Genomic DNA, 23,010 nt, shown 5'->3' on the forward strand with positions numbered 1-23,010 from the left:
CGGGTCCCGACAGGTAACGCACCAAGGTCGGTGCATCCGGCAGGATGGGCCCGTGCTCGCAGATGACGTACTCCCGCTGATCCGCACGCGCGCCGACCTTCACAGGTGGAGCGCGGCCAATGCCCACGGCGGCCAGATGCACGAGGCCATAAGCATTCTCGAGGCAGCGGCCGACACGACCGATCCCGGCGAGCTGTACCAGGTCACCCACAAGGCGCTCGCCAGCGCGATCAAGGTGATCTCCCGGGCTGATGACTCCAGCGGGATCATCGGTGACGCTTGCCGCAGGCTACTCAACCTCCATCCTGCAGCCGCTGCCCGTGCTGGCGTCGCTCCGTCCACGTTGGTCAACTGGATGATCAAGTTCCAGTTCCACGGGGAGGTGGACTTCTTCGAGCTCGACCCGGTCGCCTACGCCCCCGCGTTGGGCGAGCGGGGATTGGCGAGGTACCGCCAACAATTGGACGACATCGCGGCGACCCTGGAACCGCGCGGCGAGAGCCGCTGGGGCTCGCCGAACAGCAGCGATTGGTTCACGCTTGAGTGGAACGCCCAGCGCCTCGCCGTGCTGGACCACGACATCGATGCGATCATCCGAACCCACGCGCGCGAGATGAAGGTCGCCGCCTGGCTGGAAGACACCTCCAAGGCCCTAGAAGAGATCGGCGAATTCGACCTGGCGATCGACTGGGCCAGGCGCGCCACCGAGTTCGACACCGGGCATCAATCCCTCACCGCGTCCCGCTCCTGGTGTCGGCTCCTCGAAGCGCATCGCCCCGACGAGGTGGTCACCGCACGGCTCGCTGTGTTCCGCAAATGGCCGTCCGCGACCTCTGCCGCCGCGCTCTACGACAGCGCGGGACCGGGTTGGGGCGCTCACCGTGACGAGGTGATGGCCACGCTCGCTGACAGCCCCCGCGATGCGGTGCTGTTCGCTCTGATCACGCTCGACGACCCAGGCTTGGCATGGGAGCTGGCGCACAGCCTGGAGCTGACCGACCTCGGAGCGTGGAGTGACCTGCTCGAGTCCTACCAGACGGTCGATCCGCTCGCCGTTCTTCCGAAGCACCGGGAGTTGGTTGAATCCACGCTCGTCGCCACCAATGTTCGCAACTATCGGAGCGCCGCACTACGACTGCGGAGGATGCGGAAGCTCGCGGCCGGCACGACTGCCGAAGCCGACCTTGATGCGTACATTGTCGAGTTGCGCAATACTCATCGTCGCCGGACACGCCTGCAGCAGGAATTCGACCGCTGCAAGCTTCCGTGAGCCGCTCTCCACGGTCGAACACCGGCGCCCCGGCGGCGCTGGCGCGAAAGCGGAGCAGCACCATCCGAATTGCTCGCGGCGACGAATGCCGGGCATGCACACAGGTCCACTATCTCCTCCGCCCGCGGACTTCCACGTCGCGGTGGCCGGTTCGGACGTATCGGGGCTGTTAGTCGACCCGCAGCTCGCGGCATACCAGCGGGATCCGGCCCGCCCTCCGATCATGTCGCGAGTGCGGAAGCTGTCGCGGCACCCGAACTACCTCGACGACACGAGCGTCTGGTGGGGGACCTGGATGCCGGTCGCGACGACGGGCTGGGGCGCACTGTTCCTCGTCGTGCCGCTGCTCGTGACGCACTTCCTCGTCTGGGCTACCGGCACACGGCGCGCCGAGTAGGTCCGGCCTGGCTGCATGGGGGGCCGTCTTCAATGTCGGATGAGCGGTCTAGCATCAGCGCTATCACTTCAGATAAGCCGCATTTCATTCACTTTATCGACTGAATGCCCAGCTCGTCGGCCCTCCAGTAAGGCACAAGATGCGCTCTCGAATCGCCGCGGCGACAGCAGCAATAGCTTTTCCGCTTCTCACCTTGTCTGCGTGTGGCTCCGGGGATCCCGCACCCGTTGAGGTCACCGTGACGACGACGGTCCAGCCTTCGACATCTGCGACGAGTACCGCCAGCGCCAGCCCGACAACGTCAAGTCAGGCACCCGTGGCGGCCGCCCCGGCCGCCGACACGTGCGGAGCCGTGGGGTACACGGCCGCCCCCGGTCAAGAGAGCCCACATTGTCTGGGCACCCAGATCGCATCGTGTGGAACATCGGTTCACGAATTCGGTACGACCTTCTTCACCGACGGCACCTCCGGGTGGACACAGACGTGTTCGGACCAGATGCAGGCAAACTATGTCCCGCCGGCACCAGTTCCGACCTTTGACCAGGACGCGTATAACGAGCAGGTCGCCGAGGAGTACTGGGCCACCCACCCCAAACCCACCTTCGATCCCGACTCCGCAGACGGCTACGGCCCGAATCAAGAGCTGCCGCCGGCCTGCCTGCGACTCGTGGGTGTGGACTGCTGAACGCTGAGCGGCGCCCGGCCCTCACCCCACGTTCTACACAGAAGGCACTGCACCTCCCCTGGAACCACGGGGAGGTGCAGTGCGGTGTGAGTGATCGGTGCTCTGCTGCGAGCCCGAGGATCAGGAACCGATGTTCTCGAGAAGTTGCGCGGCGGCCATGAAGAGACCGCTGGCGATGTCGTAGCCGCTGTCCGCGGCTGCCGAACCGGATTGGTACAGGCTCGACCCAGTGCCCAGTTGGCTGAGGATGGTGGAGATCATGCGAACACCCTTCCTTCCGGAGGCGACGGACTGTCCGCCGTCGACAACCATGGTGGCAACGGCGGTGATTCCGCACAACCTTTCCCGCCCTTCCGCATTCGGTGTGCGACGACGACGAGGTAGAGCCTTAATCGAACCGCGCACCTCACGACTTCCCGGCTCGTGCAGAATCAGCGCATGACCAGCACCAGCATCGCGCGGCGAGCTGTGGACACCCGCTCGCTGCCGGTGTACCGGGCGGGCGGCGTGGTGATGCCGTACGTCATCACCGGCATGGCCGAGCGGGTGGAGCGCGAGACGGTGTGGGCCCCGCATTCCCACCCCACGCACGAGCTGCTGTGGAACCGGGCGGGCGCGTCCACGGCCACGATCGGCTCGCGCACCTGGACCATCACCCCGTCGGTCGGGCTCTGAATCCCCGCCGGGGTGCTGCATTCCGCCCGGGCGCCGGCGGGGACCTGGTACCGGACCGCGCACGTCGACCCGCGCACCGCCTCTCCCCTGCCGACCGAGCCAGTGGCGGTGGAGGTGACCCCTCTGCTGACGCTGCTACTGGGGCGCCTGGTGGAGCAGACGCTGGGGGCCCGCTCGCGCGAGCTCACCGAGCAGATGGTGTTCGACCTGCTCGAGCCGTCGCCGCACGCGCTGCTGGTCCAGCGTCCGGACGCCGAGCTGTTGCGCCCGATCGTGGCCGCGCTCGAGGCCCACCCGGGCGACGACCGCTCCCTCACCGACTGGGCGATTCGCCTCGGCGTGAGCGAGCGGACCGTGACGCGGACGTTCCGCGCGGAGACGGGACTGAGCTTCGGCGCCTGGCAGGCCGCATTCCGCGCCCAGCACGCGGCCGCGCTCCTGGGCGGCGGGATGGCGGTGGACGACGTCGCCGTGCGGGTCGGGTACCGCTCGGCCAGCGCCTTCGGCGCGGCCTTCCGGCGGACCACTGGCTTGACCCCAGGGCAGTTCCGCACCGCCGGCGGCATCGCGACGACCGCGGACGTGTCCGAAGTGCGATATCCGGCGTCCTGATCAAGCGATTGCGCCCCGCCCCTGGACGGTCGTAAAGTCTTAGGTCAGCCTCACCTAATTCCCCGGCGCCACCTCGGTCGAGCACCACCGTGCCCGACGACCGCGTGCCCCGACGAATCCTCTGGTGAGCTGCCCTGTCCGTCCTCCCGAGAGTGAGAGAGTCGCCCTGATGCGTTCTCGCAAGATCGCCCCCTTCCTGATCGCCTCCACGGCCGCGCTGATGCTCTCCGCGTGCGGATCGTCGACCGAGGCCGAGTCCACCGATAGCGCAGGCGCTGCCGGCTCGTCCGCCGCCTACCCCGTGGTGATCGAGCACGCGCTCGGCACCACCACGATCGAGGCCGCGCCCGAGCGGGTGGCCACCGTGGCGTGGGCCAACCACGAGGTGCCGCTCGCGCTGGGCGTGGTCCCCGTCGGGATGGCCGCCGCGAACTTCGGTGACGACGACGGCGACGGCATGCTCCCCTGGGTGGAGGAGAAGCTCACCGAGCTCGGGGCGCAGCCGCCCGTGCTGTTCGACGAGACCGACGGCATCGACTTCGAGGCCGTGGCCGACACCGACCCGGACGTCATACTGGCCGCGTACTCCGGTCTGACGCAGGAGGACTACAACACGCTCAGCGAGATCGCGCCCGTGGTGGCGTACCCCGAGAAGCCGTGGGCCACCTCGTGGAAGGACTCGATCCGCTTCAACTCGATGGGCCTGGGAATGGCGGCCGAGGGCGACGAACTGATCGCCCAGCTCGAGGGCGAGATCACCGAGGCCGCGGCCGCGCACCCGCAGCTCAAGGGCACCAAGACCATGTTCATGACCCACGTCGACCCGACCGACCTGAGCACGGTGAACTTCTACAGCGCCGCCGACACCCGCGCCGCGTTCTTCGCCGACCTCGGCATGGCCACCCCGGCGGCCGTCGCCGAGGCCTCCAAGGGCGGCGAGTTCTCCGGCAGCATCAGTGCCGAGCAGCTGGACATGTTCGACGACGTCGAGATGATCGTCACCTACGGCGACCAGAAGCTGGTGGACACCCTCAAGGCCGACCCGCTGCTGTCGCAGATGCCGGCCGTGAAGAACAACGCGATCGTGTTCCTCGACGGCAACGGCCCGCAGGGCACCGCCGCCAACCCCACCCCGCTCGCCATCTCGTGGGTTCTCGACGACTACGTCGCGCAGCTCGCGGAGGCCGCCGGCAACGGCAAGTGACCGAGCCTGATCAGGACAGTCGAGTGACCGAGTTCGTCAGGGCAGCCGAGTGACCCAGCTCCCGATCACGGCCGCGCCGGGCACCGCCACGTCTGCACTCAGGACGGTGCGGCGCCCGGCGCGGGTCCGCGTGGGTTGGCTCCTGGTCACGATCGCGGTCCTCGTCGTCGTCGCGGTCTTGTCCGTCACGATCGGCTCCCGCGTCGTGTCGTGGGAGGAGATCGTCGCCGCGCTGGGCGGGTCCACCGACGGCCTCGGCGAGGCCGCGGTGACCAAGCGGATCTCCCGCACCGTCATGGCCCTGCTGGTGGGCGCGGCGCTCGGCCTGGCCGGCGCGGTCATGCAGGGCGTGACCCGCAACCCGCTCGCCGACCCCGGCATCCTGGGCGTGACCATGGGCGCGTCGCTGGCCGTGGTGGTGGGGATCGCGTGGTTCGGGCTGTGGACGTACACCGGCTACATCTGGGCCGCGATCGTCGGGGCCGCGGGGACCTCGGTGTTCGTCTACATCGTCGGCTCCCTCGGGCGCGGCGGCGCCACGCCCCTCAAGCTCGTGCTCGCCGGGGCCGCCACCTCGGCGGCCGCCTCCTCGTTCATCAGCGCGGTGGTGCTGCCGCGCGGGGACATCGCGGGCAGTGTCCGGTCCTGGCAGATCGGCGGCGTCGGCGGGGCCAGCGCCGAGGCGATCGAGCAGGTGCTGCCCTTTCTCGTGGTGGGCGCGGTACTTTGCCTGCTGGCCGCGCGCCCGCTCAACTCGCTCGCGCTCGGCGACGACCTGGCCGCCGGACTGGGCGAGCGCGTCCTGCTCACCCGGATCCTCGCCGCGCTGGGCGCGGTGCTGATCTGCGGCGCCGCCACCGCGGTCGCCGGTCCCATCGCCTTTGTGGGGCTCATCGTCCCGCACGCCTGCCGGCTGCTCGTGGGCGTGGACCACCGCTGGCTGCTGCCGTTCTCCGCGCTCGTCGGCGCGGTCCTGGTCACCGCCTCGGACGTGCTCGGCCGAGTGGTCGCGCGGCCCGCGGAGATCGACGTGGGCATCATCACCGCCCTCGTGGGCGCGCCGATCTTCATCGCCATCGTCCGCCGCCAGAAGGTCAGGGAACTGTGAGCACGCCGACCGTCAGCCGACCGTCAGGCCCGGCCCCGTCCGGCCCGTCGGCCCCGTCCGCCGTCGAGCTCGTCGCCCGCGGTCGGCGCGGCCGGGGCCGTCGTCGCCTGCTGGTCATGACCGCGCTCGCCCTGGTGGCGCTGGCCCTGCTGGCCGCGACGCTCATGCTGGGCAAGACCTTCTACTCCCCCGCCGAGGTGGCGGGCGTGATCCTGGGGCGCGACGTCCCCGGCGCCACGTTCACCGTGGGGCGGCTGCGCCTGCCCCGCGCCGTGCTCGCGGTGCTCACCGGGGCCTGCTTCGGCCTCGGCGGCGTGACCTTCCAGACCATGCTGCGCAACCCGCTGGCCTCCCCCGACATCATCGGCATCAGCTCGGGCGCCGGCGCGGCGGCGGTGTTCGCGATCGTCGTCCTGGGCCTGGGCGGCACCTCGGTTTCGGTGTTCGCGATCGTCGCCGGGATCGCCGTGGCCCTGACCATCTACCTGCTGGCGTACCGCGGCGGCGTGGTGGGGACCCGGCTGGTGCTGATCGGCATCGGGATCGCCGCCACGCTCAACGCGGTCACCGACTACATCCTCAAGACCGCGCCGCAGTGGGAGCTGCAGGAGGCCATGCGCTGGCTCACCGGCAGCCTCAACGGCGCCTCGTGGGCGCATGTCCAGCCGGTCCTGGTGGCCTGCTGCGTGTTCGCGCCCGTCCTGCTGCTCAAGTCCCGCGACCTGTCGATGCTGCGCCTGGGCGAGGACACCGCCTCCGCGCTCGGGGTGCGCACCGAACGCACCCGGATCGTGCTGATCGTCGCCGCTGTGGGCCTCATCGCCTTTGCCACCGCCGCCGCCGGGCCCATCGCCTTTGTGGCCTTCCTGTCCGGGCCCATCGCCGCTCGGCTGGTGGGGCCGCACGGCTCCCCGCTCGTGCCGGCCGCCCTGGTGGGCGTGGTCTTGGTCCTGGCCGCGGACCTGGTGGGCCAGTTCGCCTTTGACACGCGCTACCCCGTCGGCGTGATCACCGGCGCCCTCGGTGCGCCCTACCTGGTCTATCTCATCGCCCGCACCAACCGCACCGGAGGCTCACTGTGACCGCCGACCACACCCTCGAGGCCGCCGCGCTGACCCTGGGCTACCGCGACCGCACCGTTATCGACGGGCTGGACCTGCGGGTGCCGCCCGGGCGGATCACCGCGATCGTCGGGGCCAACGCCTGCGGCAAGTCCACGCTGCTCAGGTCCATGTCGCGGCTGCTGCGGCCCCGCGGCGGGCAGGTGCTGGTGGACGGCCGGCAGGTCCACCAGATCCCCGCCAAGGAACTCGCCCGCACGCTGGGCCTGCTCCCCCAGTCCCCGATCGCCCCCGAGGGCATCACCGTCTCGGACCTGGTGGGCCGCGGACGCAATCCCCATCAGGGGATGCTCTCGCGCTGGAGTAGGGACGACGACGAGGCCGTCGCCTCCGCCCTCCAGGCCACCGGCACCCTCGAGCTGGCCGACCGGGCGGTGGACGAGTTGTCCGGCGGCCAGCGCCAGCGCGTGTGGATAGCCATGGCCCTGGCCCAGCACACCGACCTGCTGCTGCTGGACGAGCCCACGACCTTCCTGGACGTGGCCCACCAGGTGGAGGTGCTGGACCTGCTGGTGGACCTCAACGCCGACCGCGGCACCACCATCGTCATGGTGCTCCACGACCTCAACCTGGCCGCCCGCTACGCCGACCACCTGGTGGCGCTGGCCGACGGCCGCGTGCACAGCGCCGGGACGCCCGAGCAGGTCCTCACGCCAGAGACCGTGCGCGCGGTATTCGGGATCGACAGCCGGGTGATCCCCGACCCCACCTCGGGCCGGCCGCTCATGCTGCCGCTCGGGCGGCACCGGGTTGTGGGTGGGAGCAGCGTGCCGGCGGACGCGGCAGGGGCGGACGTGGCGGTTGTCGGTGTGGCGGCCGGGGCGGGCGGGACGAGCGTCTGACGAACCACCAGCGCATCCGCCTCGGGATGCGCTGGCCCTCTGACCTGCGCGTTCCCTTTGCCCGGAATTCCGGGACCTACGCGTCCGCATGGGACCCGCAGCGTAGGCCGAGCCGGCAGCACACCTCGGCCGGGTTACGCTGGCCGATTGCACGCCAGCGGGGCCGGCGGCGGCAGCAGTGATCCCGGGGCCCCATCCACGCTCGAGCATCCAGCCGATCTGGCGCATTAGCACTACAGTGGTGGAATGTCTAACAAGTACCTACCCGTAGCGAAGGATGAAACTTGTTGGAACACGATGTCGATTGACATGGTGGACCTCCTGCGCGAGCTCGACTTCAGGATCGCCGAAGGCAGAACCCCGACATCATGGCTCATCCGACATCCGGAGGGAATGTCCTTCGAGGTCGAACCACGGACCCCCGTTGCCCGACTCACCGCTCACGGCACGCGCGCCCTCAGCGGCCGCCGCCGCATCGACAGCCGCCTGTTGTTTGTCGGACACACGGCGACCCCCGGGGTGCTGGAGCAGGCCGCATCCGGGCAGATTGACATCCTCATCGCCGAGCCGCCGACTCTCATCATTGGTGGCGCTACCTACTCCGCCCTCCCGGAGCCAAGCCGGACGCCACGTAGCCGTCGCGTCGGAAAGCCCGCCTGGACACGGTGGGCGGTAGCTCGTTATCTCCTGCTGGCCCGAGAACCTGCAAGGCAGCTTGAGATTGCGGACGTCCTCGGGACCAGTCAGCAAGCCATTTCCAACGCCTCGCGAGCGCTGGGGGATCACCTCACCCACTCCCCGCGCGGGATGGCGGCAGCCGACAAGACCCGTCTGCTCAACCATTGGATCCAGGAGTATCCAGGCACCGGCGGACAAGAGTTCGGGTGGTACAGCCTGGACACCATCGTCGAGCAGACAGCTGATGCAGCCCGCGTGGCACAGCTCCTAGGAGCGAATCCGCTCATGAGCGGAGACGTCGCGGCCGACCACTACGCTCCATGGAAGCTGCCAGCCCAGGGCCGTGTGTACGTCAACCGACCCATAGATCTCGCCGACGACGGGTTCGTACCCGCGCCGCTCGCGGAGGCGACGCTGATCACGTGTATCCCCCGCGATCCCAGCGTTTGGCGACTTACCGAGCTGATTCCCGCGACTTCACGCCGCGATGGAATCTGTCCTGCCGATCCGGCTATCGCGTTGTGGGATCTCACCAACAGCGCGGGAATTGATAACGAGGAAGCCAGTCTTCGGCTCGCCGAGTACATCACCGGAGAAGGAACGTGAGCAGTCCCCGACAGCTCAAGGTCCATGCTCTGAGCATCGCTGACGAACTGGGCTATATGGGCCAGCAAGCAGTTTCCGAGGCGGTAGCGGACGGTTGCGACTATCTGATCGTCGGCGGCCACATGGTCCGGCTCATGCTGTCCTTGTACCCCACACCGAGGGCCACTCTGCGCTCCACCCTCGACGCAGATGCGGCGATTGACGATGTCGAGGTGGCCGGTAGCATCGCCGAAAACCTCATCGGACTGGACTTCACCAAGCAGCGCGGGAACGTCTTTGTCAGGCAACACGACGCGGGTCAATGGATCGAGATCAACCTTCTCCTCCCCCGGTCTGGCCACGGCTCTGGGCTCCGACCGCTCACTGTGGGCGGCGTCGGCAGGGTCGATTCGCTCCCAGAGTTGAGATTTGCCCTGGGCTGCGACGCCCTGGAATTAGAGATCGAAGCAGTTCTGATGGATGGCCGGACGATCGAATACCAGACTCGGATCCCGGATCTGGAGGCGGCCATTGTCCTCAAGGCTCACGCCTGGAAGGACCGGTGCTCCGAGAAAGACCTCGCCGACCTGCATTCACTCTTCGAGATCAGGGACGAGCATCCCCACACCCCGTGGCTGCTCGACGACACGGCGTGGATGGCCGGATTTCGGAAGGACACCGCTCGCATCCTGCTGGGGCTGCGGGATCGATTGGCCAAGAAGAACCCCGGGGTCCCCGTGCCCGGTCACCTGGACAAGCTCCGCATGGCCGGCCTCATCAACAAGCACGTCTGCAGGTAGGGCCGCACTGTCCTGCACTCCAGCGGCAGCTCCCGGGACGTGGTCCACCTGCCGGTCAGTCTTCCGCGTCTTCGGCGGCCGCCATGTCGAGGTACGGCGGTGATTTCACAGCGGGAGCCTGTCCAGGACGCGGACCGGCTGGATGCGGGACATTCTCTCCACCCCGGATCAGCACGCGGCATCCAACGGCAGTCGACCTCTTCGACGCGAGGACCATCTTCAGGAAGTCGGTCCCTTCGCTGCGAACCGCGGCCATCGCCGCATCGCGAGGTGGGTCAGAGCGCCTTGCCCTGAACCTCACCGCGTATATAGGCTGGATATACGTAAAAGGAGGCCACTATGGCAAAGCGACTCATCAGCATCCCTGACGATGTGGACCGTCGACTGGGAGAGGCCGTCCCCTCCGGGCAGATCAGCGGATTCGTCACCGAACAGATCAAGCGCGGCCTTGACGAACAAAGCCTGCGCTCTATGGACGATGCCATCGCCCATATCGCCAGGAACAGCAAGCCGCTACTGGACCGCCTCGGGAACGTCAGTGATCTGGACACCTGAGATCATCGACATTTTCCGAACCTACGCGGCGATCTACTCTGAGCACCCTGAGGTGCGTGACCTGGGACTACTGCAAAGTTCGGTCGAACGGCCCCGAACTATCCTGTTCGGGGCCGAACAGTACCCAAGCATCCATGACAAAGCCGCGTCGATTCTGGACTCGTTCTGCCGCAACCACTCACTTGTCGACGGCAACAAGCGATGTGCGTGGATCGCTGTCGAACTCATTTACTTCCGAAACCTCGGGGCGATATGGGTGGCCGGAGACGACGCGGCCTACGATCTGGTGATCCGCGCGAGCGATTCCCATCTCGATGTCTCCGACATGGCTTATGACTTGCGGGCAGGATTCAGCCAACCTCCGAGTTGAGCCCATGGACCGTGGGACAGCAACAGCCCTCGCGGTGACGCCTGACCCCCAGGCATTGGCCGAGTGGTCCCCGTGGCGGGCATGGTGCTCGCCGCCGGCGGGATCGCCTACGAGGCGGTCGCCGACGCACAACTCGCTGAATACAAGCGCGACCCGGACCGCCTGCCGGTCATGTCATGCGGGCGGCGGAAGCTCTCGCGGCACCCGAACTACTTCGGCGACGCCTGCATGGAGCGGTGGTCACCCCCCCAGGCCTGCATCCGGATTTGACCATTCACGCAGGGTGAACCGAACCGCCAGCACGCCTCAGCCGGGGTCATGCTGCCCGATTGCAAAACGGCAGTTGGGCAACCGCACGCGAACCCCGCCTCAGAGCTCCGGCAGCCGGTCCGCGCCCCAGGTGCGGTGGATCAAGTCGGTCACCCGGGCGATCTCCTCCGAGGTGACCGACCCGGTCTCGCCCGGCTCGAGCGCGTCGAAGTGGAAGATGTACAGCCGCGAGGCGAACTGCTCGAACGGCAGCGAGGACTCGCCAAAGCGCTCGCCGCTGCCGGCGGTGCTCACCACCACGCCGTCGCCCCAGTCCTGGCCGCTGTCGTTGTTGGGGTTGAAGAAGTACACGCGCATGGTGTCGACCGGATCCAGCGCGACCCGCAGGATCGTGATGGCGTGCCACCCCACAAAGCGGGCGGAGCTGTCAGTCACGGCCACCCCGGCGGGCTGCGTGCGGATCAGCGGCTGATTGCCGTTGTGGAACGGGTGGTAGCTGCCGTAGAAGTGCCGCAGGAAGTCGTCGAGCCCGGTCAGCCTGCCGGTGGCCACGTCCACGTTGATGCGGAAACCCCGGGCGGCCCACCAGCCGTGGAACTCCGGGTTGACCCAGCGGTGGGGATCGCCCTCGCGGTCGCCGCACTGCCGGCCCATCTCCGCGTAGATCCGGTCCAGGTGCGGCACCACCAGCAGGGACACCGGGTCCAGGTCCACGGGCAGGGTCGGGGCCAGGCCCGCGTCGAGGTCGCGGGAGGAGATCGGCCGGCCCTCGAAGTGCATGACGATCTCGTTGTCCCGCGCCGCCCACGCGATGGTCTGCAGCAGGTAATCGGGATCGTTGTACGCCCACATCGACAGCGCGTGCCCTACCAGCGGAGGTACCGGTGGTCGGGCGGGCGCGTCGTGGATTTTTGGGACGAGGTACTTGTCGACGACAACGACGAGGTGGCCTCTCGCGAGCAAGAACGCTTACTCGGCGTTCGTCGCCAGCCTGTCCGGGGCGCGGACCGGCCGAATCGTAGGAGATGGCGATCCGCAGCGAAGCTGACTAGCTGCCCTGTCCACTCAGTAGGCTAAGTGGATTTACTCATCAGCCGATCGGAGTGCCTCGCGCAAACCGACCGTCGGAAGGTCGAAACCGACCGCCCGTTCGAGCGCAGCTTCAGCCAACAACACGTTGTGTGCATCAGCGTATCGCCCCGAGACACGGCCTTTACGTGTCCTGTCCAGGGCGTACCTAGCCGCTGCGGAGCGAATCTTGTCCGACTTCTTCATCGCCTTCACAAACGCAGCTGGCGATTTAAAGATGAGGTACTCAGCATTAGGCCCCGAGGACTTGTGTACGTGGCCAGCCATCGACGCGCCGCGATGCTTCAGCGCCCACCATGTCATGCGGGCTGGAAGCATAGTGCTGTCCGTCGCCACACCTAGCACCAGCCTCCCATCGGGTAGCTCGCTGATGTAGAAGACCTCGAGCATTCCCATATTGAGCGTCACCAGGCGTTTTCCGCCACCGACCATCCTCAGGTTGGGAAGACACGACAGTGACCAGAACTGCCCCTGCGAGCGCCTCGGATAGAGCACACACCCGCGCAGATAAGTCGCGATCGCGTCCAAGATCAACTCGTACTCGGGATGGGAGGAGAGTTTCTCGAACCTGGCCTTCGAGCGCACCACCGCCGACTGCCCGCCGAGCACCGACTTGTCGACACCCCCAGCCCGCAGATCGGCGAGATTGGCTTCTGCCGGACTGTTGAACCATGCCTTCTGCTCCTCCACCGAGACGAGCTCGTCCAACACGGACTTCCCGTAGATCACAGCGCTGTGCTCCCGGTTAAAGCAGGTGAATCCCTTCCGGCAGAGGTCGTAAATTAGTTCGCGCTCTGCCGCTCTCAGGACCTCAGTGCTCCCTGATTCCGGCATGTACCGGAAAGATTGAATGTTCGCGTGGTCATAGTTCTTGACATGCTGCCGCAATCTCGTCACCACCGACGAGCTGGAGATTCCCACGTAAACTTCGTTGGCTTCCCCCTCCCACATGTACAGACCCACCGGTTTGCCGCCATGCTTCTTGGACAACGCTCGAAGCGACTTGTCAGACATCGCGGTCGCCGGCCCGAAGCCCTGTTAATCTGCCCACGCCGCGATATCGGGGGCCGGCACCCAGTTTGGATCAAGCGCATTGTTCATCGAAACCATTCGTGGAGTTTAGCTTCTGGGTACGACACCGAAGGAGTGGGGCGTACGCAGACGCAGAGAGGCGTTCCCACCAGAGTCCACCTGCGAACACGAATGCACCCTGCATGTTGCCGTTCACCGAACGGTCGCCGCTGCGACGACGCTGTCGGGAGAATTTCCTGTGCTGGCTACCGCCGGGCACCGAAATCCGATGAAACTCGCACGGCCGCTCAGTCAACTCGCGTCAACCAGTCCTCGGCGACCTTCTGTCGCCACTATGCTTCCCCCGTGCCGAGGGGTATATCTGCTCGACCCCTCCGGCCACTACCTCGAACTGATCACGCGGCCCTACCTCTGAAGTGAGCCCCGGCTACCTCTGGAATGAGCAGAGCCGCGTCCGCAGCGCGAGCGGAGCTCGAACCTTTAGAGCCCAGGCAGCCGGTCCGCACCCCACGTGCGATGGATCAACTCGGTCACGCGGCCAATCTCCTCCGCCGCGACCGACCCCTTCTCGCCCGGCTCGAGCGCGTCGAAGTGGAAGATGTACAGACGCGAGGCGAACTGCTCGAACGGCCCCCAACCGCGCCTTGACCGCGGCGACTACCTCGCAGCGCAGCCGCGCCCTGTTAGCGAGCGAGCCGCCGTAGGCGTCGGTGCGCTGGGTGTCGCGACGATTGAGGAAGACCCCCAGGATGTAGCCGTGCGCGATGTGGATCTCGATCGCGTCGGCACCCGCGCGCGCGATCCGGTCCACGGCGTCGGCCCAGGTGGAGATGAGCCAGCCGGACGCCGCACCGAGCTTGCCCAGCTCCTCCGGAGTGCAGTCGGTCAACGCGGCCACGTCGTAGTGGTAATCGGGCTTACTGGGGGCTAGCCCCGGTGATTCACGGGGATCTGCGGATCGCTGGGGGAAAATAGACCGAAGTGCTTCCTGAACAGGGGAAACTGGTTCTTGTCTAAGGATCCATGTTGCCCAGCAGAAAGCACTCGGTAGGTGAAGCGTACTTCGTGGTCGTCTGGTCTGTCCGTCTCTGCTGACGGTGTCGGCGTGATTTCCCACGCCGGGGCCATCGCGCCCCGTCTTCTGGCTGATCGGGTCGGGCTCACCACCGAACTGTCGCAGGCCATGGCTCGGCGGCGGTTCATCCCGATCCATGACCGCGGCCGGGTACTGATTGACGTCGCGGTGATGCTCGCCGACGGCGGCGAGTCCATCTCCGACATTGGCGTCCTGCGCCACCAATCCGGCGTCCTGGGCCCGGTCGCCTCGGCACCAACGGTGTGGCGCACCCTGGATGAGGTCACCGCCGGCAAGCGCAGAAAGATCCAGGCGGCTCGGGCCCGGGCGCGGCGGCACGTGTGGTCCCACCTGCCCGGCGGGGTGCCCGCCTCGCGTTGTGCGGGTCGGGACCTGGGAGCGACGATCGTGCTCGATGTGGACGCCACCATCGTGGTGACGCACAGCGAGAAAGAGAACACTGCGCCGACGTACAAGCGGACGTTCGGGTATCACCCGATCGGCGTGTGGTGCGACAACACAGGCGAGTTCCTCGCCGCGAGCCTGCGCCCGGGCAATGCTGGCTCCAACACCGCTGCCGACCACATCGACGTCTTGGGCCAGGCCATCGCGCAGGTCCCCGCCGCCCATCGGCGTGATGTGCTGATCCGCTCCGACGGTGCCGGCGCCTCCCACGACTTGCTGGACTGGGTCACCGAGCAGAATCGCGTCCGTGGTCGGCGGGTGGAGTACTCGGTCGGGTTCGCTATCACCGCGCCGATACGTCGGGCCATCGCGACCTGCCCCGAGGCCGCGTGGGGACCGGCATTGAACCCGTCCGGCGATATCCGCGACGGGGCCGAGGTCGCCGAGCTGACCGGGTTCCTCGCCCCCGGGATGCTCGCTAAATGGCCGGACGAGATGCGAGTCATCGTCCGCCGCGAACGGCCCCATCCGGGTGCTCAGTTGTCAATGTTCGAGGAGATCGACGGGTGGCGCTACCAGGCGTTCGTGACCAATACCGCCACCGGTCAGCTGCAGTTCCTCGAAGCACGGCATCGGGCTCACGCCCGGGTCGAGGACCGGATCCGCCACGCCAAGGACACCGGGCTCGGCCGGCTCCCGTCGCGGGAGTTCGCGCTCAACCAGGCCTGGCTGGTGGCGGTGATGATCGCCGCGGACCTCATCGTCTGGACGCGGATGCTGGCCTGCACCGGCGAGGCCGCGGTCCTGGGCTTGTGCGAGCCCAAAGCGCTGCGCTACCGCCTCTTGCACGTCGCAGCCCGACTGACCCGCAGCGGCCGACGGCGAAAAGTAAGGATCCCAAAAACCTGGCCCTGGGCCACCGCCATCGTCGCCGTGTTCAACACGATCGCCGCGATCCCCAAACCCGCCTGATCCCACCTGCCCGCCCACGACATCACCACCCGGAGACCCGCCCACCGGCAGCGCCAGCCGGCACCCCCGCACGCCCACACGCGAAAACAAGCCCGCCGTCACCCGACAGAAGCAGTCACACCGGCCCGTGAATCACCGGGGCTAGCACCGAGCGCACCTTGCCCATGTCCACGCGCGCGACCTTGCCGTGGTGCGTGGATTACACACACAGCGTGGAGCCCGCCGCGTGCACGGCGTCGGCCAGCGCTTTAAACGTTTGCTCCGGCTCCCTGTCCCAGCAGACGCTCTCGTTCGCCGGCCACAACGATTCGTGCCAGTTCCGCGTCCGTCATATCGACCGCGTCAGTCGCCCGGTTGGCAATCACGCTGTCGCGGGCGAAATCCTCGAAGATCTGTTTTTTATCCTTCAGCAGGGCCCGAATTCGTTCATCAACGCTGTTCTCGGTCAGTAGTCGGTGCACTTGGACGACCTCGGTTTGTCCCATCCGATGCGCGCGCGCTATCGCCTGCGATTCCATCGTGGGTTTAATCTGAGGCTCGCAGATCACCACTACAGAGGCCGACTGAATATTGAGTCCCACTCCTCCTGCGGTGATCTGGGCGACTAGGACGGCACCTTGGGAGGATGCCGAGAATCGGTCCACCAGTGCCTGCCGCTCCTGAGCCGGCACAGAACCCGTCAACGGGCCGAACACTCGGCCGGGGAGCCCCTTAGCTATTTCCTCGAGTACATCACGGAAGTACGAGAAGACGATGACACGCCGCCCGTTCTCTTCGGCTTCTTGCACGATCTCGCCGAGACGACCGAATTTCATAGAGTTATTAGACAGCATTGCCGCGCGGCGCATCTGCATGAAGTTGCCGTCTTCGACCGCCGCCCGATAGCGAACCATATCCGCGTCGGTCATACCCATCCATTCGTCGATCTCGACCATTTCGGGTAGTTCTGTGAGCACATCTTCTTGGTTCCTACGCAGATAGGCAGGAGCGACGTGCTTCCTGAAACGCGAAGCGAGATACTCCGGAGCCGACTCTGCGAGATCGGGGCGGATATACCCAATAAGATTCCGGAATTCGAGCACCTTGTTTTCCAATGGTGTCCCCGTCATTAGCACCACATAAGGCACGGATTTCATGACGGCTGCCGAAGCTATAGATCTCTTAGCCTCGGGGTTCTTGATGTAATGCGCCTCGTCGAACACTGCAGCTGTGATCTTCACGTTGCGTAATTGCTTCGTTGCCCAGGTCAGGAGGTCGAAGGTGGTCACCGCGACCCCGCCCTTATGGATCCAAGAGCGCACAGCTTGCTTTCGTTCGGCCTCCGGGCCATGAACGCGCGATACCTGGAGAGTTGTGTGCTTGGACGTCTCCCTCACCCAGTTGCTCACGACTGCGGCCGGACACACCACGAGGAAGTGCGTGTGACCGCTCGCTCGGAGATGGGCGAAAACGGCGAGTGCCTCAAGAGTCTTCCCTAGACCCATCTCATCCCCGATGACGACGCGCTTCTGCGCCAGAACGAACCGAGCCCCGAAACTCTGGTAAGTACGCAGAGAAGCCGTGAGATGTGTGCGCTTGAGGTCGATAGCGCGGACCGCCTCGATGATCTCCGCGGGGAGATCCCCATGCATGTTCTTCTCGTCCTCGGTCATGTACCCGAGCTCGGTAAGCATCCCGAAGTAATCCGCGGGCCGGGACAGGAAGTCTTTCCAGATGTCGACCGATGATTCGCCTCCGCCGCCTCGTTCCAGAGCGGCCCTGAGGGTGGCCACCACGTTGCCCTTGGCCGAGACCGCACCGGACGGACTACAGAGCACTCGGGTGGCATTGGAATTCGATGCGTAGAGCTTCGATAGTGACTCGGCAACCCTGAGTTCGTCCTCGTTCGGCGTGAACTTGCGCAGATCATGCCAGCGCCGCAGAGCGCGGAGCATCATCTCTGTTTGCTGGTCTCTGCGCTTGACGTCGATCCGTACGGGAGTCTCCTCGCGGACCGCCTCGAACAACCTACGAGCTGCTTGCTCGATGGCAACGGCAGAGGCCTCGCCCACCCCATCAAGTCGGACCAAGCGAGAGGCATCGCCGAAATGGAAGACGTCGTACACAGAGGTCAGACCAGCGTCTGACAAAGGGGACACGCGGATAGAACCCTGGGCGGCCTTCTTCAAGGGCTCCAGATCCATCGCCTTCAGTGAACGCACTACATCGGCCGCGTGCACCTTCTCAGCGGCCTTCTTCACGTCGGATACCGAGTTACGAAGGGCGCCCCCGGCGTTGATAATCGCCTTCAGTCCAGACTTCGACCGTGACGTAAGAGCAGCGTCAAAAAGTTCGATCTCGTCGGCGTCTCGAGAAAGATAGCGGTGCAAGTATAGAGACGAATCTGTGATGTCATCGAGTTTCGCCTTCCCCTTCGGCTGTGAAGGCTCTAGCTTTCTGAGGTCCGCCTCAATCGTGCTGGCTGCTTCGAGTATCGCCGGGGTCTCCATGTGAGCAGAGACACACGAACCGTTGCGGGGGCAACCGCCTCCAGAACCGAGGACGATTGCCAAATTTTTACGAGCAGCATCAGCACTGGTACGGATAGTGGCGAGGGCTTTCCGATCATACGCAGAGAGTCGCTGGTCGGTGACAAGTCGAAGGTCGGCCAGCAAAGTGGTGTCAGCTTCAGTAAGCGGAAGAAGGTCAAACGACCCGCTCGATAACCGGACTTCCACCCCGCTGGCCTGAATTTCTTTCACCCGTCTGGTTATCGCCTTTATTGCCCGGTCTCGTGACTCGAGCGCCTCTTCTGCTCTGGCTCCCCAACGGCTTGCCTGGTCGGCGAGCTTCTCGACGGTCTTTTTCTCGCTGCGATTGAGCTTCTCTGCGCGCTCCCGTGCAGCCCGAACAGTCGCGTCGATCTTCGATGTCTTGATCGTGCGGTCAGCCTTTATGAGCTTACTCACGGCCTCGTGCGCTAGATGACATACGTTGCTTTCACACGTCTCGGGCTCGAGTAGGCGATAGGCATCCCGCATTTCCGGCCCTGTTAAATTGAGAAGCCGCTCACAGGCGTCCGATTGCTCGCCCGAGAGGACTCCCGATCGCGTGATCGGCATGTGGGCCACATCTGACTTCGTGGCGTGAGCGGCGGTCTGCAACTCCGAGAGCCGATTGAGCATCGCCCGGAGTTGTTTGCCTTCGGCGTCCCACCGTTTCGTGAGCTGCTGGCTGCAGTCCTTCAGCGCCGCGTCGGCTCCCACCTGTCCGACTCGTTCGTAAAACTCGATCAGTCGCTCACCCGCCGCGCGAGCCGGTTCAAGCTTTTTTCTGCCTGAGAAAAAAGCGGCTCGTGTCAGTGGAGAGGCGGTCTCCAAGTCTCCGGACAAGGCGACCTTGGCGACGACATCGAGAAAGGGCAATTCAGACGTCGGGTCGTGACCTGCGGAGAGTGGCAGGTGCAGGGCGCGATGACGAACCGAGTCAGCCAGGTCGACCATGGCCCGGAGCTCGTCGATGACTGCACCGAGCCGTCTGCGTTCATCACGATTCAACGGGCACTCCTTGGACGTGTGTTTAAAAACAAGCTTAACTGGTGGGGAACTCGGGTTGAAACGCACGTCGACTGCTGCAAGGGAGTAAGTGTGAAACTGGAAGAACTGGTCTCAGGCATCAGACTCGCGGGGCTGGTCCCCCACGAGGTTGTCCAGGTGATATTCGCCCAGCCGCACGGTCCCGACGCGGTCGAGGTGACGTACAAGACCTCTTCAGGCGATCTCGACCAAAGGGTCGTGCTTCGCCGCAAGGAAACGGATCTCTCAGTCTCCAACTCTGGAAGTAGACCCTTTGACGCTTCGGCGTCGGAGTTCAAACTGGCTGCCGAAGCTCAGCGCATCAAGCTGGCAGGTTCGTACGATCCCATGCTCGCCGTGGCGACCAGCAACGTGCAGCCACTGCCTCACCAGATTCGCGCGGTCTACGGCGAGCTCCTGCCGCGCACGCCACTGCGATTCCTCTTGGCAGACGATCCTGGCGCGGGGAAGACCATCATGGCGGGGCTTTACATCAAGGAGCTGATTCTGCGTGAGGACGTACAGCGGTGCCTGATCGTGGCGCCCGGCGGTCTCGTCGAACAGTGGCAGGATGAGCTCTTTTTCAAATTCGGCCTCAGCTTCGACATCCTCACCACCGAGATGATCGAAGCAGGCAGCAACATCAACGTGTTCCAGAAGAACCCTCTGCTGATCGCTCGGATGGATCAACTGGCACGGAACGATTCGATTCAGCGTTTGCTCCAAGAGTCCCAATGGGATCTGACCATCGTTGATGAGGCACACCGGATGGGTGCTCACTACTTTGGCAACAAGCTTGAGAAGACTAAAAGATTCCAATTGGGTGAACTGCTGGGCGAGATCTCCCGGCACTTCCTCCTCATGACTGCTACACCGCACTCCGGCAAGGAAGGTGACTTCCAGCTCTTCCTCAGCCTATTGGACAAGGATCGGTTTACCGGAAGGAACGAAAAGTCTGTCGACACCAGCGACGTGATGCGCCGGATGGTCAAGGAGGACCTCCTCACGTTCGAGGGTCGGAGGCTGTTTCCAGAACGTGTGGCCGAGACGATCCCCTACGAACTGATCGATCTCGAGATCGAGCTATATGACCAGGTCACTGACTATGTTCGTCACGGCATGAATCGTGCAGCGAGTCTGCTGGACGGCAAGCGACGAAACACCGTTGGTTTTGCCCTCACCGTGCTCCAACGCCGGCTCGCCTCCAGTCCTGAGGCCATTCTGCGAAGTCTGCTCAGACGCGCCGATCGCCTGACGAAGACCAAGAAGTCCATCGCAGACGGGACATACCGTCAGGCCAGCTCCTCGCTCGACATTAAAGAGATCGATTCCGATTCCTACCTCGCCAGCGAGGTCGAGGAGTTCGAAGAAAGTGTGCTCGATGCCGCGACCGCAGCTGAATCCATTGCTGAGCTCGATGCGGAGATCCTCGAGCTGAAGTCTCTCGCTAAGGTCGCTCAGCGACTCCTCGAAAGCGGTCTGGATCGGAAGTGGTCTGAGCTGCAGCAGATCCTCGAGGCGAATGTCATTCCTCTCGATGCTTTCGGTAATCCGCGCAAGCTCATCATCTTCACTGAGCACCGGGACACGCTGAACTACCTGTCTGCCCGGATCAAGAAACTGATTCCGGGGCCCGAAGCGGTAGTTGCGATCCATGGGGGGGTCCGCCGAACCGAACGCCGGGCCACTACAGAGGAGTTTACGAAGAACCCGGCGTGCCAGATCATGCTCGCAACAGACGCTGCCGGCGAAGGCATCAACCTCCAGGCTGCCCACCTGATGGTCAACTATGACCTCCCATGGAATCCCAATCGTATCGAGCAGCGCTTCGGCCGAATCCACCGAATCGGGCAGACCCACGTTTGTCGCCTGTGGAACCTGGTTGCGTCCAACACGCGTGAAGGTGAAGTTTTCAACGCACTACTGACCAAGATCGACGAGCAGCGCCGAGCCTACGGGGGGAAGGTCTTCGACGTCCTGGGCGCGGCGTTCCCCGACACCACGCTCCGGGATCTTCTGGTCGAGGCGATTCGCTACGGCGACAGCCCTCAGGTCAAGGCCAAGATGCAGGAGGTAATCGATCACGGGGTGGCGGAGGGCCTGCGCGAGCTCATCGACGAAAGCGCGTTGGCGTCGGACGCCCTGTCGGAAAATGACCTCACGGACCTCCAGACTGCAATGGACGAAGCACGCGCGCGCAGGCTCCAGCCGTACTACATCGAGCTGGCATTCAAGGTCGCCCTCGGCCGCTACGGGGGACGGTTGACGCGTCGGGAGAAGGGACGATACGAACTCGCCAACGTTCCAGCAGTGTTTCGGAATACGACCGTCGGGCCTGTCGCGTCGCGATACGAGAGGTTGACGTTCGACCTCGACGCAGTGCAACCCGAAGGCCAGATGCGTGCAGATTTACTCGCCCCCGGGCACCCACTGCATGACTCCGTCATGGAGCACACGGTGACCGCCCTTGCGGGGATTCTCAATCGGGGCACCGTGCTGGTATCCACCGAGATCAACGAGCCGCGATTCCTTGTCGGAGTCGTGGAGGAAGTCGTTGACGGCACTGGGCAATCGATCTCTCGCCGCTTCAGCTACGCCTACGCATGTGAAGACGGAAGCGTGATCGACGCAGGGCCAGCCCCCTACCTCGACTGTGTAGCAGCACCGGATCATTCCACCATCCATGAAGCGAAAAGGCTGCCGTGGCTAGACGATGCGGAGTCAAGAGCCGTGAGCTGGATCATCACCCACCGCTTGCCGGAGTACTTGAGCGAAGTGCAGCCCAAGCGGACCGCAGATCTGGAGAAGCAACGGGGTCTCGTCACCTCACGTCTGAAGTTCGAACGCGAGCGGCTATTGAAAGAAGTTCGGATCGCAGAGCAGAAGGAGCGAGCCGGAGAGAAGCCCCAGGAGTCAGCCGCCAGCTTGACGAACAAGGCTGCGGCTCTCCAGACCCGGCTAGATAAGCGACTTGAGCTAATTGACCGCCAGTCCCGCATGGACACCAAACCCCCGTTGGTCGTATCGGCTGCATTAGTACTGCCTTCGACCCTGGTCGCCGGGGCGCTGCCGACGAACAAACTCCTGCCCTGTGCGCCGCGTGCGTCAGACTCGTCCAAGCAGCGGGCGATCGACCGTGTCATGGCCGCGGAGCTCGCTATCGGCCGACAGCCTCTCCATCGCGCGCTCAGAAATCCCGCCTACGACATACTGTCGACCAACCCGTCCACCGGCGAAACCTTTCGGCTCCTGGTCGAACCGCTGGCCGCGGGGACGACAGACCTTTCTGCGACTCATAATCAGGTACTTAGCGGCAAAAACGCACAGCCACGGTACAGGCTGGCCCTAGTGGCTGAAAGCACAGGACGGAACGGGACCCACGAAGTCCGCTACATCGACAACCCGTTCACGAATGTCGAAATGCCCGACTTCGACACCGTGTTCCATCAATTCGACGCCGCTTCCATGTGGGATCGAGGGCGCACACCGTTTTAGGAGTCAGAATCTAGAAGAGCGACTTGCATGGCCGACATTGCGCGTCTTCGGCGTTGGCTACCCGCTGCATAGCGGATACCCGGAGTCGGTACTTCCAGTCCGGCGTGCTCGGCGCGATCTCCGGGCGGTCGTTGGCCACCGGGAGCGTAATCGCTCTCACCCCTCTGATGTCTTGGGACATCACACACCTGCTCTCGAGCTCTGGCGCCTCGGTCT

General features: G+C 65.0%; 21 protein-coding genes and 1 pseudogene. 17 read left to right on the forward strand and 5 right to left on the reverse strand.

Annotation, left to right across the window (positions count from 1 at the left end; genetic code table 11):
• Positions 1 to 52: 52 nt before the first annotated feature.
• The 3 genes from R4P08_RS16210 to R4P08_RS16220 all read left to right on the forward strand — a co-directional run bounded on the left by R4P08_RS16210 (position 53) and on the right by R4P08_RS16220 (position 2,352).
• Positions 53 to 1,270: a DUF6880 family protein gene (locus R4P08_RS16210; RefSeq protein WP_317814941.1), complete on the forward strand. Its 1,218-nt coding sequence runs from the start codon at positions 53 to 55 to the stop codon at positions 1,268 to 1,270.
• 94 nt (positions 1,271 to 1,364) lie between these two features.
• A complete protein-coding gene (locus R4P08_RS16215; RefSeq protein WP_317814943.1) occupies positions 1,365 to 1,667 on the forward strand; it encodes a DUF1295 domain-containing protein in 303 nt (100 codons plus the stop codon).
• Positions 1,668 to 2,163: 496 nt separating this feature from the next.
• On the forward strand, positions 2,164 to 2,352 hold the full coding sequence (locus R4P08_RS16220; protein WP_317814944.1) for a hypothetical protein: 189 nt from the start codon (positions 2,164 to 2,166) through the stop codon (positions 2,350 to 2,352).
• A 120-nt stretch (positions 2,353 to 2,472) separates the two neighbouring features.
• On the opposite strand, the gene R4P08_RS16225 is transcribed toward R4P08_RS16220, so the two are convergent.
• Positions 2,473 to 2,613: a hypothetical protein gene (locus R4P08_RS16225; protein ID WP_317814945.1), complete on the reverse strand. Its 141-nt coding sequence runs from the start codon at positions 2,611 to 2,613 to the stop codon at positions 2,473 to 2,475.
• Between the two features lie 177 nt (positions 2,614 to 2,790).
• Between R4P08_RS16225 and R4P08_RS16230 the strand changes: the two genes are divergently transcribed.
• The 11 genes from R4P08_RS16230 to R4P08_RS16280 all read left to right on the forward strand — a co-directional run bounded on the left by R4P08_RS16230 (position 2,791) and on the right by R4P08_RS16280 (position 11,172).
• Positions 2,791 to 3,027, forward strand: coding sequence for a hypothetical protein (locus R4P08_RS16230; protein ID WP_317814946.1), 237 nt, complete (start codon positions 2,791 to 2,793; stop codon positions 3,025 to 3,027).
• Between the two features lie 12 nt (positions 3,028 to 3,039).
• The gene (locus R4P08_RS16235) at positions 3,040 to 3,639 is read left to right on the forward strand and encodes an AraC family transcriptional regulator (RefSeq protein ID WP_317814947.1); all 600 of its coding nucleotides are present in this window, start codon (positions 3,040 to 3,042) and stop codon (positions 3,637 to 3,639) included.
• Between the two features lie 169 nt (positions 3,640 to 3,808).
• The gene (locus tag R4P08_RS16240; RefSeq protein WP_317814948.1) at positions 3,809 to 4,843 is read left to right on the forward strand and encodes an iron-siderophore ABC transporter substrate-binding protein; all 1,035 of its coding nucleotides are present in this window, start codon (positions 3,809 to 3,811) and stop codon (positions 4,841 to 4,843) included.
• 130 nt (positions 4,844 to 4,973) lie between these two features.
• Entirely contained in the window at positions 4,974 to 5,951 is a 978-nt protein-coding gene (locus R4P08_RS16245; RefSeq protein WP_411741230.1) for a FecCD family ABC transporter permease, read from the forward strand.
• A gap of 107 nt (positions 5,952 to 6,058) precedes the next feature.
• The gene (locus R4P08_RS16250) at positions 6,059 to 7,033 is read left to right on the forward strand and encodes a FecCD family ABC transporter permease (protein ID WP_317814982.1); all 975 of its coding nucleotides are present in this window, start codon (positions 6,059 to 6,061) and stop codon (positions 7,031 to 7,033) included.
• Positions 7,030 to 7,914, forward strand: coding sequence for an ABC transporter ATP-binding protein (locus R4P08_RS16255; RefSeq protein WP_317814949.1), 885 nt, complete (start codon positions 7,030 to 7,032; stop codon positions 7,912 to 7,914). The genes R4P08_RS16250 and R4P08_RS16255 overlap by 4 nt, the downstream gene beginning before the upstream one ends.
• 246 nt (positions 7,915 to 8,160) lie before the next feature.
• Entirely contained in the window at positions 8,161 to 9,198 is a 1,038-nt protein-coding gene (locus R4P08_RS16260) for a hypothetical protein (RefSeq protein WP_317814950.1), read from the forward strand.
• Complete coding sequence (locus R4P08_RS16265; RefSeq protein WP_317814952.1) at positions 9,195 to 9,977, forward strand: hypothetical protein; 783 nt, start codon at positions 9,195 to 9,197, stop codon at positions 9,975 to 9,977. Before R4P08_RS16260 ends, R4P08_RS16265 begins: the two co-directional genes overlap by 4 nt.
• A 339-nt stretch (positions 9,978 to 10,316) precedes the next feature.
• A complete protein-coding gene (locus tag R4P08_RS16270; RefSeq protein WP_317814953.1) occupies positions 10,317 to 10,532 on the forward strand; it encodes a hypothetical protein in 216 nt (71 codons plus the stop codon).
• Positions 10,516 to 10,902, forward strand: a complete 387-nt coding sequence (locus R4P08_RS16275) for a type II toxin-antitoxin system death-on-curing family toxin (protein ID WP_317814954.1) — start codon at positions 10,516 to 10,518, stop codon at positions 10,900 to 10,902. The genes R4P08_RS16270 and R4P08_RS16275 overlap by 17 nt, the downstream gene beginning before the upstream one ends.
• A 72-nt stretch (positions 10,903 to 10,974) precedes the next feature.
• A complete protein-coding gene (locus R4P08_RS16280) occupies positions 10,975 to 11,172 on the forward strand; it encodes a DUF1295 domain-containing protein (RefSeq protein WP_317814955.1) in 198 nt (65 codons plus the stop codon).
• Positions 11,173 to 11,271: 99 nt separating this feature from the next.
• Here R4P08_RS16280 and R4P08_RS16285 read toward each other — a convergent pair.
• From R4P08_RS16285 to R4P08_RS16295, 3 genes and pseudogenes are all read right to left on the reverse strand, one after another.
• A pseudogene (locus tag R4P08_RS16285) lies at positions 11,272 to 12,033 on the reverse strand (hypothetical protein); the annotation flags it as partial.
• A 222-nt stretch (positions 12,034 to 12,255) separates the two neighbouring features.
• Positions 12,256 to 13,275 (reverse strand): hypothetical protein, encoded by a 1,020-nt coding sequence (locus tag R4P08_RS16290; RefSeq protein ID WP_317814956.1) that lies wholly within the window; start codon positions 13,273 to 13,275, stop codon positions 12,256 to 12,258.
• Between the two features lie 445 nt (positions 13,276 to 13,720).
• Positions 13,721 to 14,104, reverse strand: a complete 384-nt coding sequence (locus R4P08_RS16295; RefSeq protein ID WP_317814983.1) for a hypothetical protein — start codon at positions 14,102 to 14,104, stop codon at positions 13,721 to 13,723.
• Here R4P08_RS16295 and R4P08_RS16300 point away from each other — a divergent pair.
• Positions 14,058 to 14,198: a hypothetical protein gene (locus R4P08_RS16300; RefSeq protein ID WP_317814985.1), complete on the forward strand. Its 141-nt coding sequence runs from the start codon at positions 14,058 to 14,060 to the stop codon at positions 14,196 to 14,198. The two genes, R4P08_RS16295 and R4P08_RS16300, sit on opposite strands and share 47 nt — an antisense overlap.
• Before the next feature lie 146 nt (positions 14,199 to 14,344).
• Positions 14,345 to 15,745, forward strand: a complete 1,401-nt coding sequence (locus tag R4P08_RS16305; protein WP_317814957.1) for an IS1380 family transposase — start codon at positions 14,345 to 14,347, stop codon at positions 15,743 to 15,745.
• A 248-nt stretch (positions 15,746 to 15,993) separates the two neighbouring features.
• On the opposite strand, the gene R4P08_RS16310 is transcribed toward R4P08_RS16305, so the two are convergent.
• Complete coding sequence (locus R4P08_RS16310; RefSeq protein ID WP_317814958.1) at positions 15,994 to 19,281, reverse strand: DEAD/DEAH box helicase; 3,288 nt, start codon at positions 19,279 to 19,281, stop codon at positions 15,994 to 15,996.
• 90 nt (positions 19,282 to 19,371) lie between these two features.
• Between R4P08_RS16310 and R4P08_RS16315 the strand changes: the two genes are divergently transcribed.
• A complete protein-coding gene (locus tag R4P08_RS16315) occupies positions 19,372 to 22,794 on the forward strand; it encodes a helicase-related protein (RefSeq protein ID WP_317814959.1) in 3,423 nt (1,140 codons plus the stop codon).
• Positions 22,795 to 23,010: the final 216 nt, after the last annotated feature.

The organism is Rhodococcus sp. IEGM 1408, from assembly GCF_033142235.1.
Lineage (GTDB): Bacteria > Actinomycetota > Actinomycetes > Mycobacteriales > Mycobacteriaceae > Dietzia.

What these genes read in the sequence shown, in the direction of transcription:
- R4P08_RS16230 (WP_317814946.1), top strand. Translation starts at nt 2,791, where the DNA reads ATGACCAGCACCAGCATCGCGCGGCGAGCTGTGGACACCCGCTCGCTG.
- R4P08_RS16270 (WP_317814953.1), top strand. Translation starts at nt 10,317, where the DNA reads ATGGCAAAGCGACTCATCAGCATCCCTGACGATGTGGACCGTCGACTG.
- R4P08_RS16220 (WP_317814944.1), top strand. Translation starts at nt 2,164, where the DNA reads ATGCAGGCAAACTATGTCCCGCCGGCACCAGTTCCGACCTTTGACCAG.
- R4P08_RS16215 (WP_317814943.1), top strand. Translation starts at nt 1,365, where the DNA reads ATGCACACAGGTCCACTATCTCCTCCGCCCGCGGACTTCCACGTCGCG.
- R4P08_RS16225 (WP_317814945.1), bottom strand. Translation starts at nt 2,613, where the DNA reads ATGATCTCCACCATCCTCAGCCAACTGGGCACTGGGTCGAGCCTGTAC.
- R4P08_RS16290 (WP_317814956.1), bottom strand. Translation starts at nt 13,275, where the DNA reads ATGTCTGACAAGTCGCTTCGAGCGTTGTCCAAGAAGCATGGCGGCAAA.
- R4P08_RS16240 (WP_317814948.1), top strand. Translation starts at nt 3,809, where the DNA reads ATGCGTTCTCGCAAGATCGCCCCCTTCCTGATCGCCTCCACGGCCGCG.
- R4P08_RS16300 (WP_317814985.1), top strand. Translation starts at nt 14,058, where the DNA reads ATGTGGATCTCGATCGCGTCGGCACCCGCGCGCGCGATCCGGTCCACG.
- R4P08_RS16260 (WP_317814950.1), top strand. Translation starts at nt 8,161, where the DNA reads ATGTCTAACAAGTACCTACCCGTAGCGAAGGATGAAACTTGTTGGAAC.